This is a genomic window from Vibrio inusitatus (assembly GCA_024346935.1).
Taxonomy (GTDB): domain Bacteria; phylum Pseudomonadota; class Gammaproteobacteria; order Enterobacterales; family Vibrionaceae; genus Vibrio; species Vibrio inusitatus.
In genome coordinates, this window is record AP024878.1 from 1,533,168 (window position 1) to 1,549,889 (window position 16,722).

The 16,722-nt window shown below is 42.0% G+C and carries 18 protein-coding genes; 5 read left to right on the top strand and 13 right to left on the bottom strand.

Going from position 1 to position 16,722, the window contains the following annotated elements:
• Positions 1-34: 34 nt before the first annotated feature.
• Positions 35-196, bottom strand: coding sequence for a hypothetical protein (locus OCU48_RS07045; RefSeq protein WP_167496177.1), 162 nt, complete (start codon positions 194-196; stop codon positions 35-37).
• 178 nt (positions 197-374) lie between these two features.
• On the opposite strand from OCU48_RS07045, the gene OCU48_RS07050 reads away from it, so the two are divergent.
• Positions 375-764: a YkgJ family cysteine cluster protein gene (locus OCU48_RS07050; RefSeq protein ID WP_141345302.1), complete on the top strand. Its 390-nt coding sequence runs from the start codon at positions 375-377 to the stop codon at positions 762-764.
• A gap of 129 nt (positions 765-893) precedes the next feature.
• Here the strand turns inward: OCU48_RS07050 and OCU48_RS07055 are convergent, their stop codons facing one another.
• From OCU48_RS07055 to pheS, 5 genes are all read right to left on the bottom strand, one after another.
• On the bottom strand, positions 894-1,175 hold the full coding sequence (locus OCU48_RS07055) for a hypothetical protein (protein ID WP_141345303.1): 282 nt from the start codon (positions 1,173-1,175) through the stop codon (positions 894-896).
• 232 nt (positions 1,176-1,407) lie between these two features.
• A complete protein-coding gene (locus tag OCU48_RS07060; RefSeq protein ID WP_141345304.1) occupies positions 1,408-1,599 on the bottom strand; it encodes a YwbE family protein in 192 nt (63 codons plus the stop codon).
• A gap of 89 nt (positions 1,600-1,688) precedes the next feature.
• Entirely contained in the window at positions 1,689-2,984 is a 1,296-nt protein-coding gene (locus OCU48_RS07065) for a DEAD/DEAH box helicase (protein WP_141345305.1), read from the bottom strand.
• 186 nt (positions 2,985-3,170) lie between these two features.
• Positions 3,171-5,558, bottom strand: coding sequence for a phenylalanine--tRNA ligase subunit beta (pheT, locus tag OCU48_RS07070; protein ID WP_141345306.1), 2,388 nt, complete (start codon positions 5,556-5,558; stop codon positions 3,171-3,173).
• A 17-nt stretch (positions 5,559-5,575) separates the two neighbouring features.
• A complete protein-coding gene (pheS, locus tag OCU48_RS07075) occupies positions 5,576-6,559 on the bottom strand; it encodes a phenylalanine--tRNA ligase subunit alpha (protein WP_141345307.1) in 984 nt (327 codons plus the stop codon).
• Between the two features lie 665 nt (positions 6,560-7,224).
• Here pheS and OCU48_RS07080 point away from each other — a divergent pair.
• Together OCU48_RS07080 and OCU48_RS07085 are read left to right on the top strand one after the other, a co-directional pair.
• Positions 7,225-8,232 (top strand): DUF3080 family protein, encoded by a 1,008-nt coding sequence (locus tag OCU48_RS07080; protein ID WP_244312285.1) that lies wholly within the window; start codon positions 7,225-7,227, stop codon positions 8,230-8,232.
• Between the two features lie 12 nt (positions 8,233-8,244).
• Positions 8,245-9,330, top strand: coding sequence for a PQQ-dependent sugar dehydrogenase (locus OCU48_RS07085; protein ID WP_141345308.1), 1,086 nt, complete (start codon positions 8,245-8,247; stop codon positions 9,328-9,330).
• Here OCU48_RS07085 and OCU48_RS07090 read toward each other — a convergent pair.
• From OCU48_RS07090 to OCU48_RS07105, 4 genes are all read right to left on the bottom strand, one after another.
• Entirely contained in the window at positions 9,319-10,158 is an 840-nt protein-coding gene (locus tag OCU48_RS07090) for a sulfurtransferase (protein WP_141345309.1), read from the bottom strand. The two genes, OCU48_RS07085 and OCU48_RS07090, sit on opposite strands and share 12 nt — an antisense overlap.
• A gap of 110 nt (positions 10,159-10,268) precedes the next feature.
• Positions 10,269-11,510 carry a patatin-like phospholipase family protein gene (locus OCU48_RS07095; RefSeq protein ID WP_141345310.1) on the bottom strand — a complete coding sequence of 414 codons (1,242 nt, stop codon included), beginning with the start codon at positions 11,508-11,510 and terminating at the stop codon, positions 10,269-10,271.
• On the bottom strand, positions 11,498-12,499 hold the full coding sequence (locus OCU48_RS07100) for a DUF2955 domain-containing protein (RefSeq protein WP_141345311.1): 1,002 nt from the start codon (positions 12,497-12,499) through the stop codon (positions 11,498-11,500). Before OCU48_RS07100 ends, OCU48_RS07095 begins: the two co-directional genes overlap by 13 nt.
• Before the next feature lie 9 nt (positions 12,500-12,508).
• The gene (locus tag OCU48_RS07105; RefSeq protein WP_141345312.1) at positions 12,509-13,573 is read right to left on the bottom strand and encodes an HlyD family secretion protein; all 1,065 of its coding nucleotides are present in this window, start codon (positions 13,571-13,573) and stop codon (positions 12,509-12,511) included.
• A 97-nt stretch (positions 13,574-13,670) separates the two neighbouring features.
• Here OCU48_RS07105 and OCU48_RS07110 point away from each other — a divergent pair, with 97 nt between their 5' ends.
• Both OCU48_RS07110 and OCU48_RS07115 read left to right on the top strand, forming a co-directional pair.
• Positions 13,671-14,531 carry a LysR family transcriptional regulator gene (locus OCU48_RS07110; protein ID WP_141345313.1) on the top strand — a complete coding sequence of 287 codons (861 nt, stop codon included), beginning with the start codon at positions 13,671-13,673 and terminating at the stop codon, positions 14,529-14,531.
• A 368-nt stretch (positions 14,532-14,899) separates the two neighbouring features.
• Positions 14,900-15,388, top strand: a complete 489-nt coding sequence (locus OCU48_RS07115; RefSeq protein ID WP_141345314.1) for a GNAT family N-acetyltransferase — start codon at positions 14,900-14,902, stop codon at positions 15,386-15,388.
• Between the two features lie 82 nt (positions 15,389-15,470).
• On the opposite strand, the gene rplT is transcribed toward OCU48_RS07115, so the two are convergent.
• From rplT to infC, 3 genes are all read right to left on the bottom strand, one after another.
• Positions 15,471-15,824, bottom strand: coding sequence for a 50S ribosomal protein L20 (rplT, locus tag OCU48_RS07120; protein WP_004401084.1), 354 nt, complete (start codon positions 15,822-15,824; stop codon positions 15,471-15,473).
• Positions 15,825-15,865: 41 nt separating this feature from the next.
• A complete protein-coding gene (rpmI, locus tag OCU48_RS07125) occupies positions 15,866-16,060 on the bottom strand; it encodes a 50S ribosomal protein L35 (RefSeq protein ID WP_017027530.1) in 195 nt (64 codons plus the stop codon).
• A 104-nt stretch (positions 16,061-16,164) separates the two neighbouring features.
• Positions 16,165-16,719: a translation initiation factor IF-3 gene (gene infC / locus OCU48_RS07130; protein WP_082957085.1), complete on the bottom strand. Its 555-nt coding sequence runs from the start codon at positions 16,717-16,719 to the stop codon at positions 16,165-16,167.
• Positions 16,720-16,722: the final 3 nt, after the last annotated feature.

The following is a 16,722-nucleotide window of genomic DNA, read 5'->3' on the forward strand; positions in this document are numbered from 1 at the left end:
AACATCCCTATTTTCGTAGTTCTTTAAAGGCTAACTAGTCGTCATCACCGCATTTTTGACACGGCTGATACGTTCTCTCTCCTTCATTAACAACCGCGAAATCACTCACGCATTTCTCACACAATGCCATCTTTGGGTAAGCGACATTTTGTTTTTTAGAAGAAGTGTCACCTTCAACGATGTAGTATTTTCTCATGTTCTATCTTATTAATTTTTTGATAACTAACAGAATTATAACGAAATACTAAAAGGGTTTGAGAAAGATTTTCAACGTGGAGTGAAGCGAGCCTAAATTAAGCGCTTGTGATTTGCACGTTCTCCTAATGACTATTGATGATAGACTCACTCAATAGTCATGACTCAGCGGAAACACTATGAAAGACTGTAACCAATGTGGGAAATGCTGCATCAAATATGGAAATGGCGATTTAGCTGCCACACAAGAAGAAATAGATCTGTGGGAGATATTTAATCCAGATATCTTTGAATATGTGAAAGATGGAAAGATCTGGTTTGATCCCGAAACAAGAGAGCAATTAGATCGCTGCCCATTTTTAGAGTTAGTACCAAAAATCAAAGTTGAAGAGAAAGACAAATATACCTGTAGTATTTACCAAGACCGGCCAGAAGATTGTCGCCTCTACCCTAGCCTTATCGACGAGATGGTTAGAGATGAATGTGAAATGATTGAAATTGACGATCTAGAGAACCCAAACAAAGCTCAGAAGCAACTAGACAAACTAATGAGCTCAAGCCGACCATAGAGCTATGCCTGAGGTTAATTCTTGCGCTTGTATATTGCGTCCAATTAAGTTCCAGACCGACACAAGCCTGAACCTAAAGCGACGCGCTGATTATACCCAGCCATTTGTTTTTGAACGCAAATCAAAAAATTAGAGAACAGTAACACCTTCAATTTCAATTACCGAATTGGCATTAGCTCTTTCGATTATTTTCAGCAAAGTCGTTTGGATTTGCTCGTTGTCCCTAATTTCAGTTTCACAACAGAAACGCTCCTCTTGAACGCCATCCCCTTCACCTAACACAAATTGAACTGCTACTTCAGTTGCACAATCCTTGGTAACTCCATAGTACGCTAATGTGATTTTTGGATAACCATTGAAGCCTTTTTTAACCTGCTTTGCGATACGTTTTTTAGCTTTATCCAAATTCATACAACTTCCTTTTCAAGGCTGATATTCAAGAGAAATATAACGCCACCATAACACGTACTGACGACCAACTTTCCATATAAACCACAAACGACGAATGTTATGAGTATCGTGTTGATGGTTTTGTTACATGCGTTGTTAAAATTACCTAAGAGGTTTGCCTCAAACCTGATCTAGAAGCGTCAGTTAACCAACGATTTATAATGTTCCATTGGTTGAACTGAAAAACCGGTGTTTAGACGATTTCCTTTACCCGACCCACATCACCACTTTCGAGACGAACCTTAATACCGTGCGGATGATTGGGTGACTTAGTCAGAATATCTTTAACTACGCCTGAAGTGAGGGTTCCAGTGCGCTGATCTTTCTTAAGGACAATTTTCACTTCTAAGCCAGCGTGAATATCCGATCTTTGAGTTCCGTCCATATTCTTTTCCTTATTGCTACAGTATGAATCATAAAAAAGTGCCAGCTAGCTAGCTTGAAAAACGCCGGACTAGCACTTATTAGTTTCGATTAAGAGTTTCTTAACCAGATATCGTCGGAGCCGCCCTGTCCTTTTTTCTTGCGCTTCTTCTTGCCAGTACCGGCAGGTGCCGCCTTTGGCTTGTTGGCTTCAATCATTTCTTGAGTAATGGTTTCATCCACTTCAAACCCTGCAACTTGCTCGCGCTCAAGACGAATCTTGTTTTTCTTTTCGATTACCTTAAAGTGATGCAAGTCTTCATAGTCGATAAGTGATAGAGCTAAACCTACTTCGCCTGCACGACCACTTCGTCCAATGCGGTGCATGTAATCTGATGGGCTTCTTGGGAGGTCGAAGTTGATAACCACTGGTAGTTTTTCAATATCCAAGCCACGGGCTGCGATGTCCGTTGCGATAAGTACTTCAATCTCACCTGACTTAAACGCATCAAGAATACGCGTACGATAGCCTTGACCTTTATCACCATGGAATACGTCTGCTTCAATACCGCGCTTGTACAGCTTGTCCGCTAAGTGTTCACAGCTGTTTTTTGCATTCACAAACACTAACGCTTGTCGCCATTGATGTTTCTTGATTAGGTGAGCCAATACCGCTGTTTTTTCGCCTTTGTTGACGTTGAATACGCGCTGAACCACAGTACTCTCGTCATCGCTCTGTAGCTGAACTTCAACGGGATCATTTAGCAGTTCTTGAGTTAGCGCCTGTACTTGTTCAGGAAAAGTTGCTGAGAACAAAAGTGTCTGTTTTTGCTTAGGCAGTTTTGCCAAAAGATCCGACAACTCTTCGGTAAAACCTAGGCTCAACATACGGTCAGCTTCATCAAGTACTAACGTCTTCACTCTATCAAGCTTGATGGCATTGCTAGAAATTAGATCAAGTAGACGACCTGGCGTTGCTACTAAGATATCCGCACCACCACGCAGCGTTTGCATTTGTGCATTAGTGGATACACCACCGAACACCGCTACTGTTTTGATCTCACCGTTAAAGTGGACCGCGTAAGATTTAATGTTATCAGCAACCTGTTTTGCCAACTCTCGCGTTGGAACCAAGATCAAACCAGAGACAAAATTGCCCTTGCTTGCGCTAGATTTTACCAAATCATGTTTGGTGAACAATTCTTGTAGCATCGGCAATGCAAATGCGGCTGTCTTGCCTGAACCAGTATTCGCACCGGCAATGACGTCACGACCCGCTAGTACACTAGGAATGATTTGCGCTTGAATAGGTGTAGGCTGTTGATATTCCAGCTCCTCTAGTCGTGCTAAAAGAGGTTGAATTAAGGCAAGATCAGCAAAGCTGTTAGGGGTTGTAGCATTGGTCATAGATAATTTGGCTCAGACTTAAATAGTGAGGCGCATTCTAGCGTATTTCGGCTCGTTGAAGTAGTACTAACGACTTTCTGCCCGCTCTCAGTGCAAATACACGCAATTTCGCAGAAGATAGCTAAAAAAATAGGGAGCCATCAGGCTCCCTAGTTCATCTAGTGTTACTCAGTACTCGTTATAAAACTAGTCACGCAGTACAGCGTCAAACTTATCTGATACAGCGTTGACTGTTGCTTCTACAGCGCCAGAGATGTCAGCTTCTTCCAGTGTACGCTCAACTGATTGAAGAGTAAGAGCAATCGCAAGACTCTTCTTACCTTCTTCAACGCCTTTACCTTGGTAAACGTCGAACAGTTTCGCATCTGTCATTAGCTCGCCACCGTTTGCAAGACATGCAGCTACTACGTCGCCAGAAGCCACGGCTTCATCAACAACTAGCGCGATGTCGCGACGGTTTGCAGGGAACTTAGATACCGCTACTGCTTCAGGCAATACGCGAGTCGCAATTGATGACCACTCAAGTTCAAACACAACAGTACGGCCGTTAAGACCAAATTTGCGCTCAAGCTCAGGGTGAACAGTACCAATCACGCCCACTTCTTTACCGTCTAGGATAATAGCCGCAGCTTGTCCTGGGTGAAGTGCTGGGTGCTTAGTCGCCGCAAAGCTGTATGCTTTGTCGTCACATGTGAGTTCAAGAACCGCTTCTAGGTCGCCTTTAAGATCAAAGAAATCAACGGTGTTGGTTTCAATATCCCAGTGCTCTTCAGAGCGAGTACCCGCAATAACGCCCGCAAGCATCGATTCTTGACGCATGCCGTTTTCAGCATTTGCATCAGGGATAAAACGAAGACCTGATTCAAATAGACGTACACGTGGTTGCTGACGCTTTTGGTTGTGAACAACAGTGTTTAGAAGACCTTGAATCAACTGCACACGCATCGCTGACATATCAGCAGAGATAGGGAACGGCAGAATCAAAGGTTCAATGTTTGGTTCAATTAGCTTTTGCTGCTCAGGCTCTACAAAGCTGTAAGTCACTGCTTCGTGGTAACCACGGTCTACTAGCAAATCACGAACACGCTTAAGTGGCTGGTTCGCCTCTTTATGATCGTTCATTGTAAGTGCCGCCATTGGCGCTTGATTAGGAATGTTGTTGTAACCGAAGATACGGCCAACTTCTTCAATCAAATCTTCTTCGATAGCGATATCAAAACGCCATGTTGGAGCAATTGCGTTCCAGCCAGCATCAGTAGTTTCAACTGTGCAGCCAAGACGCTCAAGGATCTCAGCTACGTCTGCATCAGAGATAGAGTGACCTAGTAGGCTGTCTAGCTTTGAGCGACGCAGAGATACCGTGTTTGCTTTTGGAAGATCTGCTTCAGATTCAACACCAGCGATTGGTGCAACGTCACCACCACAAATTTCAACAAGAAGCTGTGTCGCACGCTCCATTGCTTTATGCTGCAGTGCGAAATCCACACCACGCTCAAAGCGCATAGAAGAATCAGTATGCAAACCGTAAGCGCGCGCGCGGCCACGGATATGATCCGGTGCAAAGAATGCACTTTCAAGTAATACATCTGTTGTTTCTGTCGTTACGCCAGAGCTTTCACCACCGAATACACCTGCAATAGCCAGTGCTTGGTTGTGATCAGCAATAACAAGTGTATCTGCGTTTAGCTTCGCTTCGTTGCCATCAAGAAGAGTCAGTTTCTCGTCTTGCTCAGCCATACGAACCACAATGCCACCTTCAATCTTGCTTAGATCGAATGCATGCATTGGTTGGCCTTGCTCTAGCATCACGTAGTTGGTGATATCAACGATTGGGTCGATAGAACGAATGCCACAGCGACGAAGTCTTTCTTGCATCCAGATTGGAGTAGAAGCTTTAACGTTTACATTCTTAACCACACGGCCAAGATAACGTGGACATGCTTCTTGAGCTTTTACTTCAACAGAAACAGTGTCTTGAATGCTTTCAGCAACGAATGTGAACTCAGGCTCTTTTACCGCTTCACGGTTAAGAACACCTACTTCACGAGCTAAACCACGGATGCTAAAGCAATCCGCACGGTTAGCTGTTAGGTCAACATCTACTGTTACGTCGTTTAGATCTAGGAACTCACGGAAATCAGTACCGATTACCGCAGTTTCAGGTAGTTCCATTATGCCATCAGACTCGATGTCGATACCTAGCTCAGTAAATGAACACAGCATACCGTTTGACGGTTGGCCACGCAGTTTTGCTTTTTTGATTTTGAAATCGCCAGGTAGAACAGCACCGACAGTTGCAACAGCAACTAAGATACCTTGGCGGCAGTTTGAAGCGCCACATACGATATCTAGCAATTCTTCAGCGCCAACGTCTATTTTTGTTACGCGCAGTTTGTCAGCATCTGGATGCTGACCACATTCAACAACTTTACCTACTTTAACGCCAGTAAATTCGCCCGCTACAGGAAGAACGTCGTCTACCTCTAAGCCAGCCATTGTAATTTGGTGTGTTAGTTCGTCAGTAGTAACCGCAGGGCTAACCCACTGACGAAGCCATGATTCACTGAATTTCATCTAATTGTGCCCCTGGATTACTTGAACTGTTTAAGGAAACGAAGATCGTTTTCGAAGAACGCACGTAAGTCCGTTACGCCGTAACGAAGCATAGTCAAGCGCTCAACACCCATACCAAAAGCAAAACCTTGGTATTGTTCAGGGTCGATGCCTACAGAGCGAAGTACGTTCGGGTGAACCATGCCACAACCAAGAACTTCTAACCATTTGCCGTCTTTACGCTTAACATCAACTTCAGCAGAAGGTTCTGTGAACGGGAAGTAAGAAGGACGGAAACGTACTTCAACTTCTTCTTCAAAGAAAGCAACAAGGAAGTCAGAAATGATGCCTTTAAGCTGGGCAAAGTTTACGTTCTCGTCAACCAATAGACCTTCAATCTGGTGGAACATTGGCGTGTGTGTTTGGTCGTAGTCGTTACGGTATACACGGCCTGGAGCGATGAAACGGAACGGTGGTTTACCGTTTTCCATTGTACGAATCTGCACACCAGAAGTGTGAGTTCGTAGCATCAAGTCAGGGTTAAAGAAGAAAGTATCGTGGTCAGTACGAGCCGGATGATCATCTGCAATGTTCAGCGCATCGAAGTTATGGAATGCATCTTCAATTTCTGGACCTGATTCTGTTGCAAAGCCAAGCTCGCCAAAGAACTGCTCCATACGCTCGATGGTACGAGTAACTGGGTGCAGACCACCGTTTTCAATGCGACGACCTGGTAGGGTCACATCGATAGTTTCAGCCGCTAGCTTTGCTTCTAGCTCAGCTTTCTGCAGGCCGTCTTTACGAGCTGCAATCGCTTGCTGAACTGCGCCTTTCGCTTTGTTGATCTCTTGACCAGCACTACGACGCTCTTCTGGTGGTAGTTTACCTAGGCTTTGAAGCTGAAGCGTTAGCTCACCTTTTTTACCTAGAAACTGAACGCGCACTTCATCCAGTGCGACTAGCGATGGTGCGGCTTCAATAGCAGCAGTCGCGTTAGCAATAATCTCTTGTAGATGTTGCATTGTTTCCTCATCTGCCTAGTTGACAGTATCCTTCGGGATTTCGGGTATTTTGAATAGCTACACATAGTAATAAAAGGCAGACACAAAGCCAAACCTAATTGGGAGGAAATTCAAGATTTATTAAATCTTTGGCAAGATCGGGTGCAAATGGGTACATATTGTCGACTAAACAATCGGTAAGTTGCCAATGCTATCCTATAAATTATAACCACTGTAAGCGTATTTGTTGATACAACGGGTAAGCATGGTTGCCAGTACAGTAGAGTCACGCGATGCTTTTTTGTTTACTTCTATGAATGCACATTACAAAACGGTATAAAAAGCCTCATATATTGATTTCCGGCTGGCTATTGGCTAATGCTAACCTCTGTTTGATATTTACTATGCTTCTAAAGGCAGGAACGCTTGCCGTTGCGTTAACAGTGCAAGTATTCGCATTTTCTTTTTGGAGTCGCAGGTTTATTTTCATTGTTATTTTTAAGGCATTTGTCATTGATATGTCTCAGCTAATGGAGTTCTTTCTTAGGGATAGGGTTTTACCTAGTGGCAATGGGTTCGCTTTTCCAGCGCTTAAAACATGATGACAATGCGATGAACAAGCCCACTTAGACTATCTACTCTCCCACTGCGTATACGTGACTGTAAGTATTAATCGAGGGCTATTTGTGACGGAAGCAAAATACGCAATCATTATTGGCGCATGCTTAGGGCTACTTGGTTGTGACCAAGCACCTAATGTTGAAAATAGATTTGAGAACTATCTTAATCGTCTTGCAAACGTTCAACAAAAAAACGCGATTGAAGTGGTTATTCCAACACCTGACTACCCAAGAAAACGAGAACTCTTCCAGCAAACTTCTAGGCAAACCGTTGGCGTAGTCGACGCATTACAACTGTCCAAATGTAATCTTATGGAACTGGTTGCCCAGAGGAACACAGTGCTTGGTAAGGTGCAAGATCAGTTCCGAAACTTAGAGTATGAAATTGCACTGTTGAGTGGACTAAAATCGTGTTTGGACACCAATAAATTGAGCGCTACACTCAACGAAGACTTGCAAAACATCTATAGCATTAAGTGGCAAGAATTGCCGTTACATATCACTAATACTCTCTACAGTAGCGACGCGTTTTACGCTAATTTATTCTCAACGGACTGGTACACAAAAGAAACTAACCAAGGCTTATATAGCCTGCAAAATGTGCTTCAACAATTGTCTATGCTAGACGCGCTTTACCACAAGGGAGAACTACCTAGTTACTTTGATATTCTTAGCTTTCAAGAAGAGATAGAAAAGTACGACCAACTTGGTCGTATAAGTCATTCGCTTCAATCAGCGACCGTCTATTTACAAGCAACCACACAACAGCTTCAGCAGTACGATAACATTATATTTTGTGGAAATAACCGAGATACAACAAAGTACCGCAGATTAAAAAACGTATTTCATAAGTACTATATTGGGGAAATTCAGCCTTACCTCGCAGATCTTAATTCGGCCTACCATACGCTGTCTCCACACATCGAAATTCTTTATACCGTCAATCTCGACAACCAATACCATCATCCTGTACAAAGTGCATATAATAAATACACACAAGCAACAATCAGTCACGCACAATACTGGATGATTTTATTCAAACGTTGTGGCGATCAGGTTGGACAGTCCAGCTAAAGGGAAACAGGCATGCTTCGATCGACGAAAACTCATCTACTCGCACTTGCATTGGCAACAGTGGGATATGCGAACCTAAGCCACGCCTACAATTTGCAAACCGTAGCAACTGGATTGAAAGTACCTTGGTCAATAGCGTTTTCTGATAGTGAAACTGCCGTAATTAGCGAGCGCAATGGGTCTATTGTGGAACTGGATATACCATCAGGAAAATACAAAGCCTTGTTTAAACCTGACGATGTATACGCTGGTGGTCAAGGAGGGTTGCTAGACTTAGCTTTTCACCCGCAAGACACTAGCCGTTTGTTCCTCACCTACAGCCAAACGGATAAACAAGGTGCGAGCACTGTCCTGGCCTCTGCAACCTATATCAAAGGGTCGCTCAGTAACTTCAAAGAAGTATTAGCAACGCAGTCTCACTCAGATACAGGAAGACACTTTGGCAGCCGCATTGTGTTTGATGATGAGAATAAGCTCTATTTTTCCATTGGTGATAGGGGCGATAGAGATAATGGCCAAGATACCTCTAATCATGCAGCCACGATTGTACGCATTAACGCTGATGGCTCAGTACCAAAAGACAACCCTTATGTGACCAACAACGATGTTCTACCTGAGATATGGAGTTATGGGCATAGAAATACCCAAGGGATAACCTTTGACCCAGAAACGAAAACACTGTGGGCAATAGAGCATGGCCCTCGTGGCGGCGATGAAATAAACAAAATAGAAAAAGGGCATAACTACGGTTGGCCGATGACTTCTCATGGCAAAGAGTATTGGGGCCCTTTAATGGTGGGAGACTCTAAATACCAAGAAGGTGTTACCGCGCCTTCGCTCGTTTATACTCCATCTATTGCACCTTCCTCGCTTATTATCTACCGTGGCGAACGCTACCCTGATCTTAACGGCAAACTCCTAGCCGGAGCCTTAAAGCTTACTCATATCAACGTTATCAAGATAGACGGTAACAAACTGATTGAAGAGAGGCGTTTGTTTGAAGACTTAGGCGAGCGAATTCGCGATATACAGGTATCGCCCGATGACTACCTGTATATCACAACCGATAGTGGAAAAGTGATGCGACTAATCCGCTAGAGGGAGTTTCTCATTAGCTCCCCACTCTGCCCATGAACCATCGTATAAGATGGTTTCTGAGAGCCCAATGTGATGTGCCGCTAGGATAAGAATGCAAGCGGTTATTCCTGAGCCACACGAAAAAACAAGACACCGTGAGTCTAACGCTCCAACACTAATAAACAGCTGCTCTATCGCCTGTTTCGATTTAAATCGGTGCCCCTCCATTAGTGATGAAAAAGGCAAGTTCACAGAATGGGGAATTCGCCCCGCCCTGACACCAGGTCTAGGCTCGGCAACTTCAGCATTAAATCTAGCGCTTCCCCGTGCATCGATAACTAATTGCGAAGTGTCATTTAAGCGATCAAGTAAAACTTGGTAATCTGTCACTTTGACTGGATTGTAGCAAGCAACAAAATCCCCTTTGATTGACGTTTCATCGTATGTTGAACTCGTTGGGTAACCTTGTGCTATCCACTCTGGCAAACCACCATCTAAAACCTTAACGTTGTCAAAGCCCATAACTTTAAACGTCCACCAGGCTCGAGGTGCACTATAGATCCCTTGATTGTCAAAGATGACGATGGTGCTGTGTTTATTCACCCCTAACTTTTGAACCTTTTCAGTAAAAGCTGTTTGCGTCGGTAGAGCATGCAATTGCGTCGATTCGTTATCACAAAAGTCGTTTTCTATGTCAAAAGGTCGTGAACCAGAAATAGTTGAGAAGCTTGGGTACTCAATAGGCTCCTTGCCTACCACTTTCAACATAAATGCATCTAGCACAACTAAGTTATCATCAAGCAAATGCTCACTAAGCCATTGGCAATCAACCAATTCATCGTTCTTCATTTTTGACTCCTAATTGCATTAAACAACATTTGATTCTCTATTTTTGATTGGATTGTTTGAATAGTGCTCACAAGGTTTGCTCACTGCACTACCTTAAGATCTAGATTAGACTATTCTATTTTAGCGCTTACGCTTGGGGGAGCATCTAGCCACAGCGTTCTATCTTTAAATTTATTAAAGCCGTATTCATACACAGCATTCATATAATCTAAACTAAGAGCATCTAACTTAGTAGGTCTAAAATCGTTATCAATGTGGGCCAAATTAAATGGGTAGCGATTCCGTTCACTAAAATGATAGATGTATTCTACATCACCTATGCCTTGTCGCCTTAGCAAAGTAGATATCGCACTTGCTGACACGGACGATATACCATTCTCGACTTCATTAAATCTTGCTTTCAACGTTCCATTTCGTATGACATAAATATTATGTACATGTCCACTACTCTCAATAGTCCCATTAATCCATTGCGGGATCAAAAACACTTGTCGAGACACTCCTCCATCCACATGTAGCTCATTGTATTCCTCTCCCATATGAGACATAGAAATTAACTTAGCAGGGAATGCCCCTGGAATTGAACTACTTGCGATTATAATATCTTGAATTAGCTGTAGAGCCTCTGATGAACTTAATTGAGCAATTCTTCCTATATCCCACAACGCCATTTTTTGGTTATCTAAATTGGTTGTCCCAATGAGCAATATCCGTCCTTTCTCTCGTTCTAGCTTCATTCTGTCAAGCATGCTTTTATCTATAGTACTGCGTACTTTTCGTTCAAAATCCGATGTATCAAGAAAAGAGTTTTGCGAAAGTAGCTTTAATATCGAGTAACGTTGAAACATATCTCCTACGGGGATTTCCGTATAATATCGTTTCAAATCTTCATCGTACTCTGGTCCCAAATAAGCAAATACTGCAACAATGGCGCCCGTTGATACACCTGTAATTAAGTCAAAATCAGGTCGTGTTCCTTCTTCACTCCAAGCATTTAGAATACCGGCTGAAAATGCCCCATTTACACCGCCACCGGAAAGAGCTAAATGATTGATTTCATCTGTATCCGGTCTATTTTCAACTAACGAATTCAAATCTTGCACAATACTCAGATTCCCCTCATAAGAAAGGTTCTCATCCCAAAACCTAAGTCCTGGGGTATTAAGAGGGTTCATATACTCAGAATCAATCGAAGCGCTTCTTTTTTGTGTTGTTTCACAGCCCTGAATTAACAGCAAGAGACACAAACAAGATGACGTGGTAATACATGAAATCACCTTTCCAACTTTATATCCAAGTTGTATTGTTCTTTGCCAATTAAGAGTAACTTCCGAAGCCGTTAGCTTTTGCATAGTCGCTCTCGACTTCTATTTTCCGCAATCTGCTGCATTAAAAATATAAGTAACGCACTCAGTACTACAGCTATGAAAATTGAGCTAAATCTGTATAAAAGAGCAAAGAATGCATCTGTTTCACCGGGCGTTAGCGCTGTTGTCATAGGAACAGTTAAAGCCGCTGTAGCCGAAAATGATATAGCTGACTTCGCTATACCTTGTGTTTGCATATAGCACAGCGGTCCTAAGATGATGGTAAATAATAGCCAATACAAAAATGCACTTTCAAACCAAAGACCAAGAGTTAATTGCATTACCAATCCCAACACGCACCCTAAGCCTGTTCCAATAATACGGACTTTCGCCATTTTAAGCGCTCCTGTATAAGTCATGGGGGCCAAGATAATTAATATTGATGCATGTGCCGCAGCTGAATCATAGAGATCGGCGAGTTGAAATATAACGAATGCAATCATTGGCAACACCCACATCATGACCAGCTGATAATTTTGATAAGGAGCTTGTTGTTGATTGCCCTCTCCCTTTTCGAGATACTCTGAATTAGCAGTTGGAAATAAGCTATAAGCTAATGCACAAATCACGATATTGAGTAAGCAATACATCAAAATAGTGATGCTAAACTCTTCTATATCAATAAAAGAATAACTACTAAAGTTGAGTAGAATAGAGCCAACGATAAGACCCATGTAGCCCAATAAGAACGTTTTCCTATCCGTCATTGCTACACATTTGATAAAAAAGGAAATTCCAACAACGATTGTCAATAACAATGGAGTGTTTTTCAGTACCCCCCACATTACGTTAAATTCCAATATGGTTACCAAAGCTGAAACAAATATCATCAAAAGCAGAGGTAGATGAAAATGTTCAGTATTGCTAAGAACAAACATAGGTAACACGATGGCTAGAAATCCATAGTTCCAACCTAATACCATGCTAAGAGCTAAACCCAATGAGCATGCAAACCAGATACGAAAAGCTTTCATTCAAACCACCTAGTAAATAAAGTGGAACCAACTAATTAACCGTATCCGTGTTTTGGCAATAAGTTGCCAAAACCTACTTTCTCCCGAATATAACGCAAGTGATGCTCGTGATCCGATAAACAGGGAATCCGGTAATAACTCATTACTTTCGAGATTGATCCTTGTTCTCTGGGCATCACGGACCCAGCGATTATTTACCTCTATTTGTGTAAGCATTCCATTCGGGTTTTGGTGACCCGAAGAGACGCCTCTGTCTCGACTATCCACATGATATTGATATACTTTTCCAGGAAAAGCATCAAAGGTAACTAAAGCATGATAATCATTAGTGACTTTAGATACGGACTTTTCTCTGAAATCCGCAGCAACCCAAAGAGAATCATCGGTAACAAACGTCAACAAAGGCATATTAGCATTGGCTATTGTTCCTACTTCTAGTCTGAGGTTGGTTACTGTGCCATCACTTGGGGAACGCACTACAGTATTACTTATATCTAGTTTCGCCTTTTCTAAACGACTTTGAGCAACAAGTACATCAGTAGTAACACCCTGACCTGTATTAAGTTGCGCGTTTAATTTGTTTAGGTTCTGTTTCTCAATCTCAAGATCTGCAATAGCAATTTGATACTGCTTTTTTTTACTTTCTAACTCAGAAACTGATACCGCTTGGTGTTTTGCTAACTTAGATATTCTTTGATATTCCGATTTAGCATTATTCAAAGAAGCTTTTACACGAGAAATATTGGCGATAGCTGCGCTTTTTTTAGCACGTAGTGCTAACTCACTTTCTTTCGCAGACTGCAAGGCAAGCTCAGCTTGATCCAAAGCGATTTCAAATTTACGAGAATCGAGAATAAATAAAATATCTCCCGTTTTTACTTCTTCGTTATTCTCAACAAGCACATCAGTAACCCTACTTGTCACCTCTGATGCAATTTGAACCACTTGCCCATAAACACGACCCTCTGTAGTAAATGGTGCTCGTCGGTCTGAAACAATTAGATATATAAATGATACAAAAAACATTGCAGTAAAAAAGGTCATACAGCGTAAAAACATCTGCTTCTCTCTCATTATTAGCTCCTTACCTTAATAGTTAATAGATTATAAAGATCATGAGTTCTTTCTGGTAGACTATAAAATCAGCCATTTAGGAGCTATAAATAGGACAATGAAGACGCATTTTGATGATTTATGGATGTTTACACAGGCTGTTCTGCACGGCGGAATTAGTGCTGCGGCAAACGCAAATGGTTTACAACGCTCAAAGGTGAGTCGTCGCATACAAACACTAGAAGAGTCATTAGGTTGTGAACTGTTAATTAGAACCACTAGAACCATTGAATTAACGGGCCCGGGGAAACACCTTTACCAACTTGCCTATGAGCAAATGTATAATATCGAACAAGGGATTAAAGCGATGAAAGAGTCACATCAAGATTATGTTGGTGTGTTACGCCTTGCTGTACCGTCTGCTTTAATGACATCACAAGTATTTAATTCAATTATCACTGAATACTCATCTAAATTTCCTAATGTTCAGCTCGAAGTAGAGAATCATCAAGGTAGCATTGATTTAAAACGGCAAGGCTTTGACCTTCAGGTTTTGCCAGAAGTTGTTACTATTACAGATGAAAGCTATGTTCAATTCAGTCTACAACCCTACCAATCTCATCTAGTCGCCTCCCAAAAATATTTAGACTCTCACCCACCATGTGAAACGCTCGCCGATCTAAAATCTCATAGAATATTTGCGAACCGTTACAATGCAAAATTGTTGGGCAAAGACATCCCAATTCACCTCAAATCTGATGACTTAAACTTAATGTATTCATTAGCCTTAAAGGATAAGGGCATCGCATTTCTTCCTAAAAATCACTCGCTTACTTCTATTGGATACAGTCCTTTGATACAAGTGCTACCAAACGCCAAGTTTCCCAGCCTTAACCTAACCCTGATTTATCCTTCATCTAAAAATTTATCGAAGAAAACTAGAGCTTTAATATCCATATTTAAAGAAAAGATTGCATAAGAATACGACGACGTACTTATCGCCCAACAAACGAACTAGAAAATGCGATCAGTTCAAAAAGGAACAATTTAAATGCGTCATAGGAGATGACAAACCGTTAAGGGTGCTTCTTTTGCATACATAGAGTTGTAATACTTGTATATCCTATAAGTATTGATAGCCTATAAAGCCAAGATTTCTGATAACTTATACCAATCACACTAAGCAAGTGATCAGAAATAGCTTTGGGAAAATGTTCGAGAACAAGGCTGCATTTTTCGATAAGTAGTTATTCTACAATCAAAAATTCTAACGCCGTTATCGAGCATTTAACAAGCTAGAATGACCAGTTATTTCGCACTATTGGTATTAAACACGAGGAGCACAATTTGTCTGTTGAGATCGTTAGTATCCAACCCCAGTTTGACCCACTGATAAAAGAAATCATTAAACGTGTTGGAGAAGAATTCGGCGCTGTTGGTGAGGGTTACGGGCCATCAGACCCTGAGGTTTACAACATGAGTCGCTATTACACGCGAGAAAATCGCAGTCGCTATTTAGTTGCTTTAAAAGATGGCAAAATTGTTGGTGGTTGTGGAATTGCTCCATTCAAGCAAGGCTCTTCTATTTGCGAGTTAAAAAAACTCTTTCTGCTTCCAGATGCAAGAGGGTTAGGACTAGGCAAGTCTTTGACCAACCAGTGCTTAGACTTCGCTAAACAACAAGGGTTCACTCAATGCTATCTAGATACTCTATCGAATATGGACTCAGCAATTAAGCTTTATGAAAATCTAGGGTTTAAACACTTGGCGAAACCATTGGAAGGTACGTTACACAATTTATGCGACGTATGGATGTTAAAAGATCTTAATAAGTAACCAACTTACTTTAGCAATAATTGATGCCAATAAAAAAGGAGACCCTAGGGTCTCCTTTAAATAAAGCTTTGTGTTCTAAAAATTATAGAGCAGCTTTTGCTTTTTCAACTAGAACTGCAAATGCAGCTTTGTCGAATACCGCGATATCCGCAAGGATCTTACGGTCGATCTCGATAGATGCTTTCTTAAGACCGTTGATGAAACGGCTGTAAGATAGACCATTCTGGCGAGATGCAGCATTGATACGAGCGATCCATAGCTGACGGAACTGACGCTTTTTGTTGCGACGGTCACGGTATGCGTATTGACCAGCTTTAGTAACTGCTTGGAAAGCTACGCGGTAAACACGTGAACGTGCTCCGTAGTAACCTTTAGCTTGTTTTAGAACTTTCTTATGACGTGCACGAGCTTGTACACCACGTTTTACGCGAGGCATTATGCTTCTCCTAAACTAAACGAATTATAAACTAAAAAGAATTAAGCGTATGGCATCATACGAATAACAGCAGCCACTTCACACTTAGGAAGGATTGCGTTAGGACGTAGTTGACGCTTGTTCTTAGTAGTACGCTTAGTCAAGATGTGACGTTTACCAGCGTGCTTAAATTTGATACCACCAGCAGTTTTCTTGAAACGCTTAGCAGCACCTTTGTTGGTTTTCATCTTAGTCATGATGAATAACTCCGCATTGTTGAGTTGTTAATAACATAGTAATTAGGGCGAATGAAACCCTGCCACTTTAAAGCAGCAAGGTTAAATTACTTGCAGGCCGATAATCACTTCTTTTTAGGGGCCAGTACCATAATCATCTGACGACCTTCTATTCTCGATGGGAAAGATTCAACTACTGCAAATTCTTCAGTATCTGCTTTCAAACGATTTAGAACGTCAACACCGATGTTTTGGTGAGCCATTTCGCGGCCACGGAAGCGAATTGTTACCTTCACTTTGTTGCCGTCTTCAAGGAAACCGGTCAGGTTGCGTAGTTTTACCTGATAGTCTCCAATATCAGTTCCAGGTCGGAATTTTATTTCCTTAATCTGAATCTGCTTTTGCTTCTTCTTCTGCTCTTTAAGAGCCTTGCTCTTTTCAAAGAGGAATTTACCATAGTCCATCACACGACAGACCGGTGGCTCGGCGTTAGGGCTGATCTCTACGAGATCCATACCAGCTTCGTCAGCTGCAGTTTGCGCATCTTGGTAAGATACGATACCTACTGGTTCGCCATCGGCGCCAGTTAAACGAACTTCACGAACGCTTCGGATTTCACCGTTTAAACGGTGCTGGTTTTGTTTGGCCGGTTGTTGTTGGCCACGTCTTCCGCCTTTAATAGC